The following is a 19,724-nucleotide window of genomic DNA, read 5'->3' on the forward strand; positions in this document are numbered from 1 at the left end:
ACCGGGAGTGCAGCTGGCTCGCAACTTCGGGAGTGCGGACCTGATTTACTCCGCCGCGGGTGAGATCACGCTCGGCGGGCCGCCCTGCCGCTTGCTCTCGTCGGCGTTCGGCTCGCTCGGGGTCAGCTCGTGGTCGGCATGCGAGACCACGAGCCGCTTGCCGAAGCGCCAGATCAGGCCTCCGATGTCGTCCATCACCATGAACATCGCCGGCACGAACACCAGCGACAGCACGGTCGAGAAGATCAGGCCGCCGATCACCGCGAGCGCCATCGGCGAGCGGAACTCGCCGCCGGCGCCGAACGCCAGCGCTGACGGCATCATGCCGGCGGCCATCGCGATCGTGGTCATCACGATCGGCCGGGCGCGCTTCATGCCGGCGTCGATCATGGCCTCCTCGCGCGCCTTGCCGTCGCGGATCGCCTCCACCGCGAACTCCACCAGCATGATGGCGTTCTTGGTGACGATGCCCATCAGCATCAGGATGCCGATCCACACCGGCGTGGTGAGCTGCTTGCCGGTCAGGAGCAGCGCCCCGATCGCGCCGCCGATCGAAAGCGGCAGCGAGAACAGGATGGTGATCGGCTGCAGGAAGGTGCCGAACAGCAGCACCAGCACGGCATAGACCATCATCAGGCCGGCGGTGATCGCGGTGGCGAAGCCGTCGGACAGTTCGGCGAGGCTCTCGGCGTCGCCGGACGGGCTGACCTTGACGCCCTTCGGCAGGCTCTTCATGACCGGCAGGTCGTAGATCAGCCTGGTGGCATCGCCGAGCGCGGCATTGCCGACGAGGTCGGCCGCGACGGTGGCCTGCCGCTCGCGATCGTAGCGGTTGATGCTGGTTGGGCCCTGGTCGAGCTGGATGTCGGCGACGACGGAGAGCGGCACGCCGCCGCGCTCGCCGCGCAGGCCGAGCGGCACGCGCAGCTGCTCCAGCATCTGCAGATCGCTGCGCGCATTGTCCTCGAGCTGGACGCGGATCGGCACCTGGCGGTCGCCGGCGTCGAATTTCGCGAGCGCCGGGCCGACGTCGCCGATGGTCGCGACGCGGATGGTCTGCGACAGGCTCTCGGTCGAGACGCCGAGCCGCGCCGCCAGCTCGGCGCGCGGACGGATGCGCAGCTCTGGCCGATCGAGCGCGGTCTCCGAGATCACGTTAGCGATGATCGGAATCCGCTTCATCTGCGTCGCCAGTTCGCTCGCGACGTTGTTGACGATGTTGCTGTCGGTACCCGTGACCACAAGCGAAATCGCGCGCAGGCCGTTCTCGTCGAGGAACCAGAACCGGATGTCGGGGACGTTATCGAGCTCCTTGCTGATCGACAGCTCGAGCTCGCGCTGGGTGATCTTGCGGTCCGCCTTCGGCGTGTAGTTGATGATCAGCGCGGCGCGGCGCACCTCCTGGATGCCCGGCGGCACGCGGCCGCCGTCGACGAACACGCTCCGCACCTCGGGCCGCTTGCGCAGCCGCGCCACGATCTCCTCGGTGACCTTCTCGGTATAGGCGAGCTGCGAGCCGGGCGGCAGCTCCATGGCCAGCAGCGAGCGCGCGGTGTCCTGCGCGGGCAGGAAGCCTTGGGGCAGCAGCGTGATGCTCCAGATCGACGCGGCGAACACCGCAAAGCCGATCAGCACGGTGACGTAATGGTGCTTCACCGACCAGGCGACGAGGCTGTGATAGCTGCGCAGGATACGGCCCGGCGGTGGGTCGTCGTGGTCATGATGCTTGAGGAAATAGGCCGCCAGCATCGGCGTCACGAAGCGTGCTGCGAGCAGCGAGAAGAACACCTGCACCGACACGGTGATGCCGAACTGCTTGAAGAACTGGCCGGCAATGCCGGACATGAAGCTTGCGGGTGCAAAGATCGCGATGATGGTGAGCGAGATCGCGATCACTGCAAGGCCGATCTCGTCGGCGGCTTCGAGCGCGGCACGATAAGGCGTCTTGCCCATCCGCATGTGGCGGACGATGTTCTCGATCTCGACGATGGCGTCGTCGACCAGGATGCCGGTCGACAGCGTGATCGCGAGAAAGGACACCAGGTTGAGCGAGAAGCCGAGCAGGTCCATCACCCAGAACGCCGGGAAGATCGACAGCGGCAGCGAGACCGCGGCGATGATCGTGGCGCGGATGTCGCGCAGGAACAGCAGCACGATGATCACGGCGAGGATTGCGCCCTCGAACAAGGTGGAGATCGCGGCTAAGTAGTTGCCCTTGGTGAACTCGACCGAGGTGTCGATCAGCTTGAGGTCGACGTCGGGATAAGCGCCCTTCAGCGCGTCGATCCGCTTCTGCACCGCGGCCGCGACCACCACGTCGCTGGCGCCCTTGGAGCGCTTGATGCCGAGCGCCACCACAGGCTCGCCGTTGAAGCGAGCGAAGGTGCGGCGGTCGGCGATGGTGTCGGTGACGGTGCCGAGATCGTCGAGCCGGATCTCGCCGCCGCCGAACAGCGGGATCATGGTGCCCGCGAGCTCGTTCAGCGTCTTGGCGCCGGCCAGCGTGCGGATCGCCTGGTCGTTCTTGCCGATCTCGGCGCGGCCGCCGGCGACGTCGACATTGGTGCCGCGCAGGATCTGGCTGACATTGACGGCGGTGAGCCCGACTGCCTGCAGCTTGTCGGGATCGAGCGAGACCAGGATCTCGCGCTCGACACCGCCGATGCGCTCGACCTGAGCGACGCCGCGCACACCCTGCAACGCGCGCTTGACCACGTCGTCCACGAAGTAAGAGAGCTGCTCCGGCGTCTTGCCAGGCGAGATCGCCGCATAGGTCACGATCGGCAGGCCGATCACATCGACACGCTGGATCAGAGGCTCGGTGACGTTCTGCGGCAGGTTGGCGCGCACGCGGGTGACCGCATCCTTGACGTCGTTGAGTGCGCGGTCGGTATTGGTCTCCAGCGCGAACTGGATGGTGGTCACCGACAGGCCGTCGGTGATCGAGGAGGAGATGTGGCGCACGCCCTCGACGCCGGAGACGCCGTCCTCGATCGTCTTGGTGACCTGCGACTCAAGTTCCGAGGGGGCGGCGCCGAATTGCGAGACCGCGACCGAGATCACCGGAATGTCGGCGCTGGGCAGTCGCGTCACGGCTAGCTTGGTGAAGGAGACCCAGCCCAGCACCAGCAGGATGATCGAGAAGACGATCGAGGGAAGCGGGTTCCGGATCGACCATGCCGAGATGTTCAAAGCCATTGATGTGTCCGATTACCGTGATCGCGTGCGATCGAGTTCTTCGGCGAACATGGTCTTGATCTGGTCGCCGTCATGCAGCGAGGTGCCAGCATCGGCCACGACGATTTCGCCGACGTCGAGGCCATCAAGGATTTCGGTCGAGGTGTCGGAGGTCAGTCCGACGCGCACCCTGCGGGTCTCGATCGTGTTGCCCTTCACCACCTGCAAGGTCAGACGGTCGATCGCCGTGCGCGGCACCGCGACGCCGCAGGAGCGCTTGGCGTCGATATTGGCGCGCGCGAACATGCCGACCTTCAGCGTCGGATTGTTGTTGATGGTGATGCGGACGTGGCCGAGCTGGGTGGCGCGGTCGATCTGCGGCGAGATCTGGCGAACCTTGCCGACGATGTCGGGTGCGTCGTCGCGGCTGATCCGGACATTGGCGCCCGGATTGAGCTTCAGGAGCTGGAAGCCCGGCACCTCGGCGTCGAGCTCGATCTCGTTGTTGACCGAGATCTTGAACATCGGGGGAGCCTGCGGCGAGGCCGGTGCGCCGGGCGCGGTGCGCACCTCGGTGACGAGGCCGGCCGCCGGCGCGCGCAGCACGAGCGGCTTGGCATTGCCCTGAGCCGCCTGCTGCGGCGGCGGGGTCAATCGCGCCAGTTCCTGGTTCTCGGTCACGGTGTCGCCCTCGCGGACCAGCACGTCGGTGACCTTGGAGCCGTCCTGGTCGACATTCACCTGTGCCTCGCGGCGCGGCACGATGAAGCCGGTGACGCGGACCATGTCGGAGAAGCAGGCATTGGTCGATTTCGTCACCACGACCAGCGCCTGGCCGGGCGTCTCCTTCTCCTCCGGATGGGAGCGGTGCTCGAATGCGTAGTAGGCGATGGCCAGCGCCAGGAAAAACACGGTGCCGAGCGCAGGCTTGAGGTATTGGGAAAAGTTCATCGCCTGATCAATCCGGAACTTGGCGCGTCATGACAGTGATTGTCTTGGGCGCTCGTCTGAGGGATGCTTCGGAGCTTGGCCCAGAAGTATTGGCCCAAAAGCAAATGCGCCCCGCCGGGGTGCGGAACGCATTGTAACCTCAAAAAGGAGCCGCGCCACCGCCCATCACATCCGGATCATTTGGATGCGGTGTCCTTGTTTTCGACGTTGACGACCTGCACGCGCCGGTTGACGTCCGCCATCGGGTGGCTCGGGTCCTTGAGCTTGCTCTTGCCATAGCCGACGGTGACCAGGTCGGTGCCGCTGATGCCGTATTTGTCGACGAGATAGCGCTTGATGGCGTCGGCGCGGCGCTCCGAGAGGCCCTGATTGTATTCCTCGCCGCCGGCCGCGTCGGTGTGACCTGCGACCACGAAGGTCGAGCCCTTCAGATCCTGATTGGTCAGGGCGCGGCCGAGCGCCTGTACCGAGGGCAGCGACTTCGCGCTGATGTCGGCGGAGTTGTAGTCGAAGTTGATCTCGAGATCGATCTTCGGCTTGTCCTGGACGATGGTCGCGATTTCCTCGCGTTCGGTCGAGGACAGCGAGCGGGTGGCGCGGCCGCGAACGCTCTGCACGAACTTGGCCTGGTCGGCGTTCAGCCCGGGCGAGGTCTGCGGGCCGACCGAGAGGCCGCGGGTCAGCGGCTTCTTCTCGGGCGTCAGCGCCTTGATGATCTGGTCCTCGGTGACGTTGTCACCGGCGCGGGCGACCGCCATGTCGAATGACAGCATGGCGCCGACGGTCACGACTGAAAGGATTGCGGCCTTCGCCGACGGCTTGAACATCTCGGTCCCTCCTGCGCAGGCTGGCGCGGTTCCATGCAACGTGTCAGATCGATTTTGCCGGCATCGCTGCCCGGCACGTACCCTCTGATTAGTCGCGCGATTTCATCCGTGGTTCGAGCCGCGGGCCGGCCTTGCCTGATCTGTCATTGCACGCCGTAGTCGGCGAATTCCTTGACGATGTTCGGGTCCATCGCCTTGGCGTTGGCGATGTCGAGATCGCCCTCCGCCACCGCGCCGTTGCGCTTCTTGGCGAGGCCGCGCCCGTACAGCGACGAGGTCAGCCGCGGGTTGATCTTCAGCGCGGCGTCGAAATCGGCGATGGCGTTCTTGTTCTGCCCGCCCTTCAGGTTCATCAGGCCCCGGCTGTCGAGCGCATCGACGAAGTTCGGGCGCAGCCGCAGCGCCTCGTTGCAGTCCTTCAGCGCCGCCTGCAGGTCCCCGATCACGGTGCGGACCCAGCAGCGGTTGTTGTAGGCTTCGACATCCTTCGGGTTCAGCCGCAGCGAATCGGTGAAGTCCTTCACCGCGAGGTCGTAGGCACCCTTGCTGGCATAGACCTGGCCGCGGCGATACAGCGCAGCCGCGTCGTCCGGGTTCTTGCCCAGCCGGTCGCTCAGGCTCTTGATCGTCGGATCATCGGCAAGCGCAGGCGGATTGCCTGGAGCCGGCGTGGGCTGGATCACTACGGGCGGAGGCGGTGCGGGTGGCGGCAGTGCGATCTCCGGCGCTTTTGGCGGAGACGGCGGTGCGGTCGCCACTGACGGCTTCGGCGGTGCAGGCGGTGGTGTCGGCGCGGTTGCCGCAGGAGGCGCCGGTGCCGGCGTCGGCGTTGCCGCGGGCGGGGCTGGTGGAGGCGGAGCCGGCGGTGCCGTTGCGACCTCAGTTGACGGAGTTGCGGCGGGGGCGGGCGCAGCGCTCAGGGCTCCCGGTGCGCCGCCCGGAATGAATGAAAAATCTTCAGCCAAGGACGACGAAATCCATGGCACCTGCTCCTGCCGCGAGGCGCGGGTCACGCCGACCCGGGTGCGGTTCAGCGTTTCCTCCGCCATCAGGTCCGGGGTGCGGATCTCCTTCAGCAGTTCCCGCACGAACAGGCTGCGGTCGCTGCCATTGTCCGAGACGACGGACGACAGCGCGGCCGAATACATCACCAGCGTGCCGTTGGGTGCGATGACAGGGGCGAGTCCCGCCGAGAAGCTGCGGAAGCGGCGCTCGAACGGGTTGCGCCTGGAGGCGTCGATCAGCGCGATCTTGACCCCGGCGCCGCGGCTGTTGATCTCGCCGAGCACGGTCTCGAGGCTGAAGCCGTCGCGGCGGACGTCGGCCTCGGCCCAGATCTGGGCGTCGATCGGGATCATGTAGCTCTGCCGGTTCGACTGGATGCCGTAACCCGAGAAGAAGATCAGCGCGACCGAGCCCGGCTTGATCTTGCCATAGAGCCGGTCGAAGGCGCGGTGCATGCCGTCGCCGGTCAGGTTCTCGCCGACCTCGACGGTGAAGCCATCGCGCTTGAGCTCGTCGGCGACGTCGCGGGCGTCATTGACCGGCTCCTTCAGCGGCGCGTCGGCGTCCGGATACTTGGCGTTGCCGATCACCAGCGCGAAACGGTCGCCGGCGGCGATGGACAGGGTGGGCGACGCGATTGAAAAAATCAGCGTGGCGAGCAAGGCAAGGCGGATTTTCATAATCGCGGCAAATCCAGATCGCGGCATTCCGATGGAAATGGCGCCGCTTTCGGCCTGCGCCCCGGGAACCTTACTCTAGCGAAAATCCATTATCAAACCACGGCCGAACTCCCGTCAACGGCTTGTCGCAGCATCGCTTATTGCCGTGACGGCCGCGAGACCGCAGTGCAACAGCATCCGGTCATGGCGGCCATCGCCATCGCGGCATGGTGCCGGTTCCTATGAACCGATAGTGTGATTGCACTCACAGTGGCTCCAGCCCCCTGTCATGCGCTCGTCGCACTGCGCGCGGTTTGACCTTTGCGCAGGGCGATGGCTTTGTGCTCGGGACGGCAAGCCATTCAAAACACAACCGCAAACAAGAGCGAAACCGATGGGAAACGCCTACGAAATCTACGCCCTGCGCTATGCGACGATGTCGCCGCGCACGCCGCACCTCAATTTCCTGGTCCCCGATCCGCACGACACCACGGCGCAGGATCTCGACTATTTCGTCTGGCTGGTCCGTGGCCACGGCCGCGATATCCTGGTCGACACCGGCTTCAACGCCGAGGAGGCCAAGGCGCGCGCCCGCAAGCTGACGCTCAACCCGGTCGATGCGCTGGCCAATTTCGGTGTCAGCGCCGACGCGATCCGTGACGTCATCGTCACCCATCTGCATTACGACCACGCCGGCAATCTGGATCGCTTCCCGAACGCCAAATTCCATCTGCAGGAACGCGAGATGAGCTACGCGACCGGCCGCTGCATGTGCAACGGCATGCTGCGCCATCCGTTCTCGATCGAACACGTCACCCAGATGGTGCGCCATGTCTATGGCGAGCGTGTCACCTTTCATTCCGGCGACGGCGAGATCGCGCCTGGCGTCACCGTGCATCGCGTCGGCGGCCATTCCGACGGCTTGCAGGTGGTGCGGGTCGAGACCGCGCGCGGCCCTGTCGTTCTGGCGTCGGACGCCGCGCATTACTACGCGAACTTGCACAAGAAGAGCCCGTTCCCGATCGTCTACAATGTCGGCGACATGGCGCAGGGCTGGGAGACCGTCGAGCGGCTCGCCGGCCATCCCGACCGCTTCATCCCCGGCCACGATCCGATCGTCAGCGAGATCTATCCGCGCGCCAGCGACAAGGTCGATGCGTTCGCGCTGCATCTGGCGCCGTCGCGATCATTCGCGAAATAGCCTCGCCGATCGGGCGAGGCGCATCTCCACCACTCAAGAAACGTCAAAAAGAAGCAGCGATATGACTGACACCAAGACTCTCGGATTCATCGGCCTCGGCGTGATGGGTGAGCCGATTTGCCGCAACCTGGTCAAGAAGAGCGGGAAGCGCGTCGTCGTATTCGACCTTTCGGCCGAGCCGTTGCAACGGCTCCGCGCCGATGGCGCCGAGGTCGCCGGCTCCGTCGCCGACGTCATCAAGCAGAGCGATGTGCTGTTCCTCTGCCTGCCGAGCGCCAAGCATGTGCGCGCGGTGTTCGAGGGTGACGGCATTCTGAAGCATGCGAGAGCCGGCCAGGTCGTGGTCGATCTCGGCACGTCGTCGGTCAGCCAGACCCGCGACTTTGCCGGGCAGCTCAAGGCCAAGGGGGCGGCCTGGGCCGATGCGCCGATCGCGCGCACCCGGCAGGCGGCGCAGGACGGCACGCTCAGCGTGATGGTCGGTGCGGTGCCCGCGCTCTATGCCGCGATCGAGCCCTTGATCCGCTGCTTTGCCACCGACGTCACCAATTGCGGCGAGGTCGGCGCCGGCCAGGTGACCAAGATCCTCAACAACATGGTGCTGTTCGAGACCGTGAACGCGCTGGCTGAAGCCGTCGCGGTGGCAAAGCACAACGGCGTCGATCCAAAACTGCTGCTGGACACCCTGTCGAAAGGCTCCGCCGACAGCTTCGCGCTGCGCAACCACGGCATGAAGGCAATCGTGCCGGGCGTATTTCCGGAGCGCGCGTTCTCGACCGAATATGCGCTGAAGGATCTGTCCTACGCGCTGGAGCTCGCCGCCGACGCCGGCATCGCAATCCGCGGCGCCGAGCTGATCGGTACGGTGTTGCAGGAGGCGATCGACAAGGGATCGAAGGATAATTATTTCCCTGTGATCGCGAAGCACATCGACAAGGCGTAGCTCCCTCCACCGCCATTCCGGGGCGTGCGAAGCACGAGCCCGGAAGCCATCAGGCCGCACGGTCCGTAGATCAATGGATTCCGGGCTCGACGCTGGCGCGTCGCCCCGGGATGACGAGGGGGTGGCCTAATACACGTCTTTCGCGTCGGCCTCTTCGCTGGTCTGCACCAGCTCGAGGCTGGTCTCGACCTTGCCGAGCAGGCGGCCGAGGTCGCGGCGTTCCTGCGCGGACAGGCAGGACAGGATCTCATGCTCCTTGCGCAACAGCCGCGGGATCAGCTCTTCATACAGCGCCTGGCCCTTCTTCGTTAGCCGCAGGCGGAATTCGCGGCGGTCGTCCGCGTTCTCGACGCGCTCGACGATCTCGCGCTCCATCAGTGCCGACACTGCGCGGCTGATGGTGGATTTATGCGTGCGGGTGCAGTGCGCGATGTATTGCGCGCTGCAGGGATCGCTGCGGAAACCGAGCGTGGCGAGCACGCGCCACTCCGGAATGTCGAGGCCGTAGCGCGCCTGATATTCGCTCGACAGCGCCGAACTCACCTCGGCCGCCACCCGGTTGAGGCGGAACGGCATGAAGTGGAACAGGTCGAGGCGCTTCTTCGCCGGTGCGGCATCGTCGCGCGTGTCTGCTTCCACGGCGCTGCGCTGCCGGATCGGAGGCTGGCTCGCAGAGGTCCTAGCCAAAAATCCCTCCAATTTGAGTTGACGGCGGCCCCGACTGGGGGTTTAAGATAGTTGCAAGTGAGACTAATTTAGCAAGGTCGCGGCCGGCCCGCAAGATGCTGGTCGCAAGCCAGTCACACACAAGCCGCAGCCAAAAGCCGGCGCAAGGGAACATCCAGGGTCACGCATGGCAAACGCCAACTCGGCACAGGCCAAAACCCAGTTCGGCTATCGCCGCCACCCCGACCAGGAGCGGTCGGGCGCCAATGTGGCGGAGCATCCGGTCGTCGTGGTCGGTGCCGGGCCAGTGGGCTTGTCGCTCGCGATCGATCTCGCGCAGCGCGGCCAGCGCGTGGTGCTGCTCGACGATGCCGACCGGATCGGCGAAGGCTCGCGCGCGATCTGCTTCTCGAAGCGCTCGCTGGAGTTCTGGGATCGCCTCGGCGTCGGCGACCGCATGGTCGAGAAGGGCGTGGTGTGGAGCGTCGGCAAGATCTTTCACGGCGCCTCGCAACTCTACCAGTTCAATTTGCTTCCCGAGGAAGGCCACAAGCGGCCAGCCTTCATCAACCTGCAGCAATTCTACGCCGAGGCCTATCTGGTCGACCGCGTCGAGCAATTGCCCGAGATCGATCTGCGCTGGCGCAACAAGGTGATCGCGCTGGAGAGCCGCAACGACGGCGTCGCGCTGACCATCGCAACGCCTGAAGGCTCCTACCAGGTGCATGCTTCGTTCGTCGTCGCCTGCGACGGCGCGCGTTCGTCGCTGCGGCAGATGGTCGGCGCTGAGTTCGCAGGCCAGGTGTTCGAAGACCAGTTCCTGATCGCCGACGTCAAGATGACGGCGGCGTTCCCGACCGAACGCTGGTTCTGGTTCGATCCGCCGTTCCATGCCGGGCGCTCGGCGCTGCTGCACAAGCAGCCGGACGACATCTGGCGCATCGACCTGCAGCTCAATCCGGATGCCGATCCCATCGCCGAGAAGCAGCCGGAGAATGTCCGGCCGCGGATCGAACGCATGCTCGGACATGACAAGTTCGAGTTCGAGTGGATTTCGCTGTACAAGTTCCAGTGTCGCCGGATGGCCAGGTTCATCCACGGCCGCGTGATCTTCGCCGGCGATTCCGCGCACCAGGTCTCGCCGTTCGGTGCCCGCGGCGCCAATTCAGGCCTCGAGGACGCCGAGAACCTGGCTTGGAAGCTCGACCGCGTGCTGCGGCGGCTGTCGCCGGAAAGCCTGCTGGAGAGCTACCACATCGAGCGCAGCGCGGCGGCGGACGAGAACATCCGCGAGTCCACGCGTTCGACCGATTTCATGGCGCCGGTGACGAAGCAGGAGGCGCGGCTGCGGCAAGCCGTGCTGTCGCTCGCGGAGGATACCGAGTTCGGCAAGCGCATGGTCAATGGCGGCCGGCTGTCGGTGCCGTCGGTCTACGACACGCCGCTGTCGAGTGGCGATCGCGACGATTGGCGCGGCGGCCCGCGGCCGGGCGCCTCGATGCTGGATGCGCCGCTGACGGAGCAGGGCGGTGGTGCGACCTATCTGACCGATGTTTTCATCAGGCAGGGGACGCGCTTCACGCTGCTGGAGTTTGGCAATGGCACGGCTGTCGATGTCCCCGAGGGCGTCGGCACTATCCGGGTCGGCGGTGAGGGCGGGCTGGTCGATGCGCGCGGCCTTGCCGGCAAGCGCTACGATGCTGAGCCCGGCACCGCCTATCTGCTGCGGCCGGATGGTTATGTCGCGGCACGCTTCCGCAACGCGGCGCGGCCTGCGCTCGATGCGGCGCTGGCGCGCGCATCCGGCCTGAATTGAGGTGTTGCTGATGGCGCTGTCGACCAGTTCGAACTTCGCAAAGCCCGATGACGCCTTCCGCGCCATCGTCGAGGCGCATCGCGGCCTCACCGAGGCGCAGAGCGCCGATCTAGATGCCGCGCTGGTTCTGGTGCTCGCCAACCATATCGGCGATCTCGACGTGCTGTGCGAGGCAATCGCTTTGGCGAAGCGGCGGATGCCGGACGCGAGCCAGCAGCAGCAACAGCAGCAACAATAGCACGGGCCAAGCCTGGATGATTTTGGTTCAAATCGAACGGCAGCTTCCGCTTCACCTCGCCCCGCCTGCGGGGAGAGGTCGGAACGCATCGTCAGATGCGTTCCGGGTGAGGGGGAGCTTCCGCGGACGCATCTGTCACCGTTTACGCGGAGACAGCCCCTCACCCCAACCCTCTCCCCGTAAGAACGGGGAGAGGGAGCGCATGAAGACAGGATTGAACTGATGGCCAAAGGTTTCGCATCGACCACGGATCTCACCGAGAAGAAGGTCACATTCTCCGAGATCGGCACCGATCTCTACGCTTTCACCGCCGAGGGCGACCCCAACACCGCCGTGATCGTCGGCGAGGACGGCTGCCTGGTGTTCGACGCGCAGGCGACGCCCGCGATGGCCAACAAGGTGATCGAGCGGGTCAAGACCGTCACCGACAAGCCGATCAAATATGTCGTGCTGTCGCATTACCACGCGGTGCGGGTACTCGGCGCCTCGGCCTATCACGCGCAGGGCATCGTGGCCTCGCAGGAGACCTATCGGCTGATCGAGGAACGCGGCCAGCAGGATTGGGATTCGGAATACGGCCGCTTCCCGCGCCTGTTCCAGGATGCGGCAAGCATTCCCGGCCTGACCTGGCCGACGCTGACCTTCGAGGGCGAGATGTCGATCTATCTCGGCAAGCGCGAGGTGCGGCTGATGCAGCTCGGCGCCGGTCACACCTCGGGCGACATCGTCGCCTGGGTGCCGGATGCCGAGGTGATGTTCTCGGGTGACCTGATCGAATACCACTCGGCCTGCTATTGCGGCGATGCGCATCTGCGGGAATGGCCGATGACCTTGAACGAGATCCGCGCCTTCAATCCGAAGGCGATCGCGCCGGGCCGCGGCGATGCGCTGAAGGGCCTCGAGACCGGGCGTGATGCGATCGCGATGACCCGCGACTTCGTCACCACGCTCTATGGCGCCGCCGAATCGTCCGTCGCCAAGGGCCGCTCCTTGAAGGAATCGATGGCGGCGACGCGCGAGGTGATGGATCCGAAATTCTCGAGCTTCGCGATCTACGAGCACTGCCTGCCGTTCAACGTTTCACGTGCCTATGACGAGGCATCCGGGATCGACGATCCCGTGATCTGGACCGACAAGCGCGACCAGGAAATGTGGGCCGCCTTGCAAGGAGGAGGATAGACATGAACATCAATACCTCGCCTGATCAGATCGTGCGCAGCTCGGGGCAAGTGACCCCGGGCTACATGTCCGGCTTCGGCAACAGCTTTGAGACCGAGGCGCTGCCCGGCGCGCTGCCGATGGGGCGCAACTCGCCGCAGCGCTGCGCCTACGGGCTCTATGCCGAGCAGCTCTCCGGCTCGCCGTTCACGGCGCCGCGCGGCACCAACGAGCGCTCCTGGCTCTACCGCATCCGTCCGTCGGTGCGGCACTCCGGCCGCTTCGCCAAGGCAAATAGCGGGCTGTGGCGTACCGCGCCGTGCCACGAATACGATATGCCGATCGCGCAACTGCGCTGGGACCCGGCGCCGATCCCGAAGCAGGACATGACCTTCCTGCAGGGCGTGCAGACCATGACCACCGCGGGCGATGCCAACACCCAGGCCGGCATGGCGGCGCATGTCTATCTCATCACCAAATCGATGGTCGACCAGCATTTCTACAATGCCGACGGCGAGATGATGTTCGTGCTGCAGCAGGGCGATCTGCGGCTGGTCACCGAGTTCGGCCGCATCGATGCCGAGCCGGGCGAGATCGTGGTGATCCCGCGCGGCGTCAAGTTCCGCGTCGAGATCCCGAATGGTCCGGCGCGCGGCTATCTCTGCGAGAATTACGGCGGTGCCTTCACGCTGCCGGAGCGCGGCCCGATCGGCGCCAATTGCCTGGCCAATTCGCGCGACTTCCTGACGCCGGTGGCCGCCTACGAGGACAAGGACACGCCGACCGAGCTCTACGTGAAATGGGGCGGCGCGCTGTTCAAGACCACGCTGCCGCATTCGCCGATCGACGTGGTCGCCTGGCACGGCAATTATGCGCCGTACAAATACGATCTGCGCACCTTCTCGCCGGTCGGCGCGATCGGCTTCGATCATCCCGATCCGTCGATCTTCACGGTGCTGACTTCGCCGTCGGAGACCGCCGGCACTGCGAATATCGACTTCGTGATCTTCCCGGAGCGCTGGATGGTGGCCGACAATACCTTCCGTCCGCCGTGGTACCACATGAACATCATGTCGGAGTTCATGGGCCTGATCTACGGCGTCTACGACGCCAAGCCGCAGGGCTTCGTGCCCGGCGGTATCTCGCTGCACAACATGATGCTGCCGCACGGCCCCGACCGCGAAGCCTTCGAGCATGCCAGCAACGGCGAGCTGAAGCCGGTCAAGCTGACCCGCACCATGGCCTTCATGTTCGAGACGCGTTTCCCGCAGCGCGTGACCAAGCATGCGGCGACGTCGTCGACGCTGCAGGATGACTACTCGGATTGCTGGAAGGGGTTGGAGAAGAAGTTCGATCCGACCAGGCCGTAGCCAGCCGTCATTCCGGGGCGCGCGAAGCGCGAGCCCGGAATCCATTGCTCCGCGCGACACGTGGCCTGATGGATTCCGGGCCTGCGCCTTACGGCGCATCCCGGAATGACGAGAGATAAAGTGCGTCAATTATTTCGGCAGGAGACCATGCCCCACCCCAACGACCCCAAACTCCGCTCCTTCATCGACGTCGCGCCCACGTCCGACTTTCCGATCCAGAATTTGCCCTACGGCGTGTTCTCCGCGAACGGACTGGCTCCGCGCGTCGGCGTCGCGATCGGCGATTATGTGCTCGACCTCTGGGAGCTCGAGCAGGATTCTCGGCTCGATGTCGGGCCGCTCGGCGTGTTCTCGCAGCCGTCGCTCAACGCGTTCATGGCGCTCGGGCCGAAAGTGTGGTCGGCGACACGGGCGCGGATCAGCGAGCTGCTCCGCTCGGATCATCCGGAGCTGCGCGACAACAGGGAATTGCGCGCGCGGGCGCTGGTGCCGATGGCTGACGTGAAGCTGCATATGCCGTTTGCGGTTTCGGGCTATACCGATTTCTATTCGTCGAAGGAGCATGCCACCAATGTCGGCGTCATGTTCCGCGGCAAGGACAATGCGCTGCAGCCGAACTGGCTGCACATGCCGATCGGCTATAACGGCCGTGCCTCGACCGTCGTTGCGAGCGGCACCAAGGTGAAGCGGCCGCGCGGCCAGCTCAAGCCGCCGACGGCAGAGGTGCCGAGCTTCGGGCCCTGCAAGCGGCTCGACTTCGAGCTCGAGATGGGCGTTGTCGTCGGGCAGGCGTCGGCGATGGGCGAGATGCTCACCGAGGCGCAGGCCGAGGAGATGATCTTCGGTTTCGTCATCCTCAACGATTGGAGCGCGCGCGACATCCAGCAGTGGGAATACGTGCCGCTCGGCCCGTTCCAGGCCAAGGCGTTCGCGACTTCGATCAGCCCGTGGGTGGTCACGCGCGAGGCGCTGGAGCCGTTCCGGATGCAGGGCCCGGTGCAACAGCCGGAGCCGCTGGCCTATCTGAAGCAGGTGAGGCCGAACAATTACGATCTCGCGCTCGATGTCGGCCTGCGTGCCGGTGCGATGAACGAGGCGAAGACGATCTGCAGCACCAACTTCAAATACATGTACTGGTCGTCGGTGCAGCAGCTCGTGCACCACGCCTCCAGCGGCTGCGCGATGAATGTCGGCGATCTCTTAGGGTCCGGCACGATCTCCGGCCCCGAGAAGCACCAGCGCGGCAGTCTGCTGGAGATCAGCTGGAACGGCACCGAGCCGGTCGAGCTCGCCGACGGCGTGACGCGCTCGTTCCTCGAGAACGGCGACTCGCTTGTCATGCGCGGCTGGTGCCAGGGCGACGGCTACCGCGTCGGCTTTGGTGAAGTCGAAGGTACGATCGTCGCGGCGGAGTGAGTTCGCTGGATAGAACGAAGTTATCACGGAAGCAAGAACTCAGCTGCAATCTCTTTTCTCTTCGGCCTTATGAGTCCTGCTAACTCGCCAAGAACCGAAGGCAGCTTTGTGTGGTTGTCAGAGCTGTCGTAGCCAATCACCACAAGTTTTCGGAGGCGCTTATTTATCTCGATGATATTTGGTTCCAAGCCCGCAGGAGAAATGACGTAGTGGGGACGTGCTCTCGGGTAACGAAGTGCATACATCTCCATTAGAGACGAAATCGCCGGATCGTCCATGGAGAAACCAATAAAGAGAAATGTGTAATTTAGTAGAAGCGTCTCCAGAAAGGCAGAATACACGGCACTACCGAATGCCATGCGGATATACTCGGATCGCGAGAAGACCAGGGTTCGTACGTCGTCGATCGTGCCGTGAAGCTTGATTAGATATTTGCCTGACTGATCTTTCAAGATGTTGAAGATGTTTGCGTCGATAGCTGTGATCACCTGGGGGAAATGAGTGGCAAAGCCTATTTTGCTTTGCCAAGACATCTCGAGCAGCTTGTCGAAGTTAGTTGTGACTATGATTCTCTGATCGAGCGCTACTATCGCCTCATGGAGTGGAGAGGGCTCCGCTGCTTGACCGAATTCTTGCACGATCTCGCGTTCCCATCGTTCACCAAGGTCCATCTGCAGGATTTCGCACGCGAGCAGGTAGTCTTTTTGGTCTAGGAGCCGTGTAACCTGTTCCTTGACCGCGGCTCCGGCTTTGCCGTTCATCTCGTTGAGAAAGGCCTCCCAGCCCTTTATTCTTCCACCCGTACGGGTTGCGGCGCTCGCAGATACTCCAGCACCTAGAAAGAGAACGACTCTTCGGCGAGCGAGATCATCGACAAGATCGGCATTAAATTCGCTCATCGCGAATCTCAGGTCGCAACAACATTTTCTAGATAGCGTATCGCTATCCCGCGATAGATGTCTCGCGCCTGCTTTCGCAGCTGCGTGTAGCTGCCGGTGCCCCGCACGGAGATCATTGGTGCATGTTGACTCTGAGATCGAGGAGCCAAACTTCCGAGGTGACGAATATCACCCAAGTGAGGATCCACTTTCTTCGCGTCGAAGAACTTGCCGAGGTGAGCTGATATCTCAGCCGGGAAGTTTTGGCTGATGTCCTGGTACGCCTGCACGATACGTTTTCTGGTTGCTTCGTTCTCCTCTGCAGGGTCCGGCTCAGACCCACCCCTTTCTTTGTGTTGTTGGGTAACGTAGCCAACGAATCGTAGCGATCGAGCTTGATCGGCCGCTGGAATCTCAGAGGGGTCCTCAGACAAGCTAATCCCAGTTTTAAGTTCGCGTTGCCACACTCCGACGGTCGTACCAATGTTCCTTATGGCCCAAAGTGAAAAAATATCGATGGCCATCGGAACGACGAAGTAGTCCATCGCTAACAGAATCGATCTGTTGATGGCTCCTAACGATGGCCCCATGTCGAAAAACACGAAATCATAGTTCATTTCCTTCGCTTTTCCGACCACATCTGCAAAAACAAAGGTCGTGCGTATTCCTCGCATTCCGCCTGCTTTGGCATCGCGCCAGTCTTGAGCAAGGAGGTCTTCCTGCAGTGCGAGGCGTGGGTCTCCGACAATAATATCGAAGCCGAAATTTCCTGCTTTGACGATAGGTAGGCTGGTGCCATACCCCTTTCCTAGGGAAAGGGGCCGGATCACGCTGTAGACGGACGTGGGGTCATTTGCTGAATAGATATCGATCCATTCGTCCTCACCCAGAACATACTGAGTAAGATTGCATTGTGGATCGCCATCGACGACGAGAACCCGCGCTCCAAAGTTAAGTGCTAGTTCCGCGGCCAGATTTGCAACGAGCGTTGTCTTTCCCACGCCGCCCTTATTGTTAAAGAAGCATGTGGCTTTGACTCCACTCTCCCGGACGGAATCGAATAGTTCTTTGTCTTCCGCATCAAGTGGCTTGCCGGTAGAGATGCCGCGTTGTCTTTTTGCCACTTTATGCACCGGAGGGTTGTGGATTCTTCCTTCGCTATTCTAAGCTTGGATGATGTGCGCGCAAGCTTAGCGACACCGAAGATGGGTCCTGCTAACAGGATTGAACTTGTAAGGCGCGCTATCTCTGTTCAGGTGGTATATCCTTCAGCCTCGCCGTATGCGCCGCGCAGTCCTCGAGACTGTATTTCAGATGCACCCGCTTGTCCGACGGCGGCTGGTTCACGGTGCAGACGCCTGCCCGCCAGGGCTTGGCCGGGCGGATCGGCCGCGGCGCAAAGCCGCCGCCGCAGTTCGGGCAGACATTACCGAGCTTGGTCTCGGCGCAATCCGCACAGAACGTGCATTCATAGGAGCAGATCCGGGCGTCAGTTGCGCTCGGCGGCAGGTCCTTGTCGCAATATTCGCAGTTCGGTCGCAGCTGCAGCGCCATCGTCGCCTCTCTTGCCGGATGTTAAGGAATGATCGCAGATCGGACCGGGAAAGCGAATGACGGATTTCCCTCGATTTGTGCCAGGTCAGCTTTGTAACGCTTTCAACGGCAGCTTGGTGCTCTCCTTCAGCCGGTCGAGCACGATCGATGAGCGCACATGCGCGACGCTCTGGTGCGGCATCAGCACGTTGTTGACGATGTCGGACAGGCTCTTCAGGTCGCGCAGCATCACCTTGAGCACGTAGTCGGCATCGCCGGTCAGCGCATAGGCCTCCTGGATGTCGTCGACCCGGTTGACCAGCTCGCGGAACCGCTTGGCGTTGTCGGGCGAATGGGTTGCCAGCGTGATGTGGATGAAGGCGATCAGGCCGAAGCCGAGCGCCTCGCCGGCGAGGTCGGCGTGGTAGCCCGCGATCACCTTCTCCTCCTCCAGCCGCATCCGCCGCCGGGAGCATTGCGAGGCTGACAGACCGATCAGGTCGGCCAGCTGCTGGTTCGTCAGCCGGCCGTCATCCTGCAGCGCGGCGAGCATTTTGAGGTCGAAGGCGTCGACTTCTGGCATGCACCGAATATCCATTTCATGCACAAATCGTGCGCGATACTAGCAAAACAAGCCCTATTTTGCACGCACGTTGCGCAGCAAGTGACGGAGACTGATCCCTAGGCAAATCAGGGAGTTACCGCCATGGGTCCGTTTCCGCACGATGCGCCGCCAGCCGAAATCACCGACGACAATCCGATGGGCACCGACGGCTTCGAGTTCGTCGAATACGCCCATCCCAATCCGGCTGAGCTGCACGCCTTGTTCAAGCTGATGGGCTTTGTCGCGGTCGCCCGGCACAAGACCAAGGCGATCACGGTCTACCGCCAGGGCGACATCAACTATCTCGTCAATGAAGAGCCCGGCAGCCACGGCTTCAACTTCGTCGCCGCGCACGGCCCGTGCGCGCCGTCGATGGCGTTCCGGGTGGTCGATGCCAAGCACGCCTATGAGCGTGCGATCGCACTTGGCGCGGAGCCGGCGGATGTGTCGTCCGCGGAGAAGACGCTGGATGTGCCCGCGATCAAGGGCATCGGCGGCAGCCTGCTCTATTTCGTCGACCGCTATGGCGCCAAGGGTTCGGCCTATGATGCCGAGTTCGACTGGCTCGGCGGCGTCAATCCGCGTCCCGCCGGCTCGGGCCTCTATTACGTCGATCACCTCACCCACAACGTCCATCGCGGCCGCATGGACGTCTGGACCGGTTTCTATGCAAAACTGTTCAACTTCCGCCAGATCCGCTTCTTCGACATCGAGGGCCGCGCCTCCGGCCTGTTCTCCCGCGCGCTGACCAGCCCGGACGGCAAGATCCGGATTCCGATCAACGAGGACGCCGGCGATTCCGGGCAGATCGAGGAATACCTCAACATCTATCACGGCGAGGGCATCCAGCACGTCGCCTGCGGCGCCCGCGATATCTATGCGACGGTCGAGCGGTTGCGTGCGGACGGCCTGCCGTTCATGCCGTCGCCACCCGACACCTATTTCGAGCGGATCGATGCCCGCCTGCCGAAGCATGGCGAGGACGTCGCGCGGCTCAAGACCAACGGCATCCTGATCGACGGCGAGGGCGTGGTCGACGGCGGCCAGACCAAGGTGCTGCTGCAGATCTTCTCGGCGAATGCGATCGGGCCGATCTTCTTCGAATTCATCCAGCGCAAGGGCGACGACGGCTTCGGCGAAGGCAACTTCAAGGCGCTGTTCGAATCGATCGAGGAAGACCAGATCCGCCGCGGCGTGCTCAAGGTCGACCACGCGGCGTGAGCACAGCATAGCGTGCTATGTAGCGCACAACAAAAGGTGTCGTCCCGGCGAAAGCCGGGAC

At 63.6% G+C, this 19,724-nt stretch carries 17 protein-coding genes; 8 read left to right on the plus strand and 9 right to left on the minus strand.

Features of this window, described 5'->3' with window-relative positions; translation table 11 throughout:
- Window positions 1-45 precede the first annotated feature (45 nt).
- From ACTUWL_RS17865 to ACTUWL_RS17880, 4 genes are all read right to left on the minus strand, one after another.
- Window positions 46-3,198: an efflux RND transporter permease subunit gene (locus ACTUWL_RS17865; protein WP_021078036.1), complete on the minus strand. Its 3,153-nt coding sequence runs from the start codon at window positions 3,196-3,198 to the stop codon at window positions 46-48.
- Window positions 3,199-3,210: 12 nt separating this feature from the next.
- A complete protein-coding gene (locus ACTUWL_RS17870; protein WP_021078037.1) occupies window positions 3,211-4,128 on the minus strand; it encodes an efflux RND transporter periplasmic adaptor subunit in 918 nt (305 codons plus the stop codon).
- A 176-nt stretch (window positions 4,129-4,304) separates the two neighbouring features.
- Window positions 4,305-4,955: an OmpA family protein gene (locus ACTUWL_RS17875; protein ID WP_021078038.1), complete on the minus strand. Its 651-nt coding sequence runs from the start codon at window positions 4,953-4,955 to the stop codon at window positions 4,305-4,307.
- 143 nt (window positions 4,956-5,098) lie between these two features.
- A complete protein-coding gene (locus ACTUWL_RS17880) occupies window positions 5,099-6,640 on the minus strand; it encodes a caspase family protein (protein WP_021078039.1) in 1,542 nt (513 codons plus the stop codon).
- Between the two features lie 373 nt (window positions 6,641-7,013).
- Here ACTUWL_RS17880 and ACTUWL_RS17885 point away from each other — a divergent pair, with 373 nt between their 5' ends.
- A complete protein-coding gene (locus tag ACTUWL_RS17885) occupies window positions 7,014-7,820 on the plus strand; it encodes an N-acyl homoserine lactonase family protein (protein ID WP_021078040.1) in 807 nt (268 codons plus the stop codon).
- A gap of 61 nt (window positions 7,821-7,881) precedes the next feature.
- On the plus strand, window positions 7,882-8,763 hold the full coding sequence (locus ACTUWL_RS17890; protein WP_021078041.1) for an NAD(P)-dependent oxidoreductase: 882 nt from the start codon (window positions 7,882-7,884) through the stop codon (window positions 8,761-8,763).
- A gap of 126 nt (window positions 8,764-8,889) precedes the next feature.
- Here the strand turns inward: ACTUWL_RS17890 and ACTUWL_RS17895 are convergent, their stop codons facing one another.
- Window positions 8,890-9,450, minus strand: coding sequence for a MarR family winged helix-turn-helix transcriptional regulator (locus tag ACTUWL_RS17895; RefSeq protein WP_021078042.1), 561 nt, complete (start codon window positions 9,448-9,450; stop codon window positions 8,890-8,892).
- Between the two features lie 166 nt (window positions 9,451-9,616).
- Between ACTUWL_RS17895 and ACTUWL_RS17900 the strand changes: the two genes are divergently transcribed.
- The 5 genes from ACTUWL_RS17900 to fahA all read left to right on the plus strand — a co-directional run bounded on the left by ACTUWL_RS17900 (window position 9,617) and on the right by fahA (window position 15,427).
- Window positions 9,617-11,245 carry an FAD-dependent oxidoreductase gene (locus tag ACTUWL_RS17900; RefSeq protein WP_021078043.1) on the plus strand — a complete coding sequence of 543 codons (1,629 nt, stop codon included), beginning with the start codon at window positions 9,617-9,619 and terminating at the stop codon, window positions 11,243-11,245.
- Between the two features lie 10 nt (window positions 11,246-11,255).
- On the plus strand, window positions 11,256-11,483 hold the full coding sequence (locus ACTUWL_RS17905) for a DUF2783 domain-containing protein (RefSeq protein ID WP_021078044.1): 228 nt from the start codon (window positions 11,256-11,258) through the stop codon (window positions 11,481-11,483).
- A gap of 222 nt (window positions 11,484-11,705) precedes the next feature.
- Window positions 11,706-12,662 (plus strand): MBL fold metallo-hydrolase, encoded by a 957-nt coding sequence (locus ACTUWL_RS17910; RefSeq protein ID WP_021078045.1) that lies wholly within the window; start codon window positions 11,706-11,708, stop codon window positions 12,660-12,662.
- Between the two features lie 2 nt (window positions 12,663-12,664).
- The gene (gene hmgA, locus ACTUWL_RS17915) at window positions 12,665-14,011 is read left to right on the plus strand and encodes a homogentisate 1,2-dioxygenase (RefSeq protein ID WP_021078046.1); all 1,347 of its coding nucleotides are present in this window, start codon (window positions 12,665-12,667) and stop codon (window positions 14,009-14,011) included.
- 147 nt (window positions 14,012-14,158) lie between these two features.
- Window positions 14,159-15,427: a fumarylacetoacetase gene (gene fahA, locus ACTUWL_RS17920; RefSeq protein WP_021078047.1), complete on the plus strand. Its 1,269-nt coding sequence runs from the start codon at window positions 14,159-14,161 to the stop codon at window positions 15,425-15,427.
- A gap of 23 nt (window positions 15,428-15,450) precedes the next feature.
- Here fahA and ACTUWL_RS17925 read toward each other — a convergent pair whose 3' ends face one another.
- The 4 genes from ACTUWL_RS17925 to ACTUWL_RS17940 form a co-directional block, all read right to left on the minus strand.
- Window positions 15,451-16,326, minus strand: coding sequence for an SIR2 family protein (locus tag ACTUWL_RS17925; RefSeq protein ID WP_021078048.1), 876 nt, complete (start codon window positions 16,324-16,326; stop codon window positions 15,451-15,453).
- An 8-nt stretch (window positions 16,327-16,334) separates the two neighbouring features.
- Window positions 16,335-17,429, minus strand: coding sequence for a ParA family protein (locus ACTUWL_RS17930; RefSeq protein WP_106939977.1), 1,095 nt, complete (start codon window positions 17,427-17,429; stop codon window positions 16,335-16,337).
- Window positions 17,430-17,547: 118 nt separating this feature from the next.
- Complete coding sequence (locus tag ACTUWL_RS17935) at window positions 17,548-17,859, minus strand: DUF1272 domain-containing protein (RefSeq protein WP_021078050.1); 312 nt, start codon at window positions 17,857-17,859, stop codon at window positions 17,548-17,550.
- Between the two features lie 85 nt (window positions 17,860-17,944).
- Window positions 17,945-18,421 (minus strand): Lrp/AsnC family transcriptional regulator, encoded by a 477-nt coding sequence (locus tag ACTUWL_RS17940; RefSeq protein ID WP_021078051.1) that lies wholly within the window; start codon window positions 18,419-18,421, stop codon window positions 17,945-17,947.
- Window positions 18,422-18,544: 123 nt separating this feature from the next.
- On the opposite strand from ACTUWL_RS17940, the gene hppD reads away from it, so the two are divergent.
- On the plus strand, window positions 18,545-19,663 hold the full coding sequence (gene hppD, locus ACTUWL_RS17945; RefSeq protein ID WP_021078052.1) for a 4-hydroxyphenylpyruvate dioxygenase: 1,119 nt from the start codon (window positions 18,545-18,547) through the stop codon (window positions 19,661-19,663).
- Window positions 19,664-19,724: the final 61 nt, after the last annotated feature.

The sequence above is a fragment of the Bradyrhizobium sp. WCU1 genome (assembly GCF_053474805.1).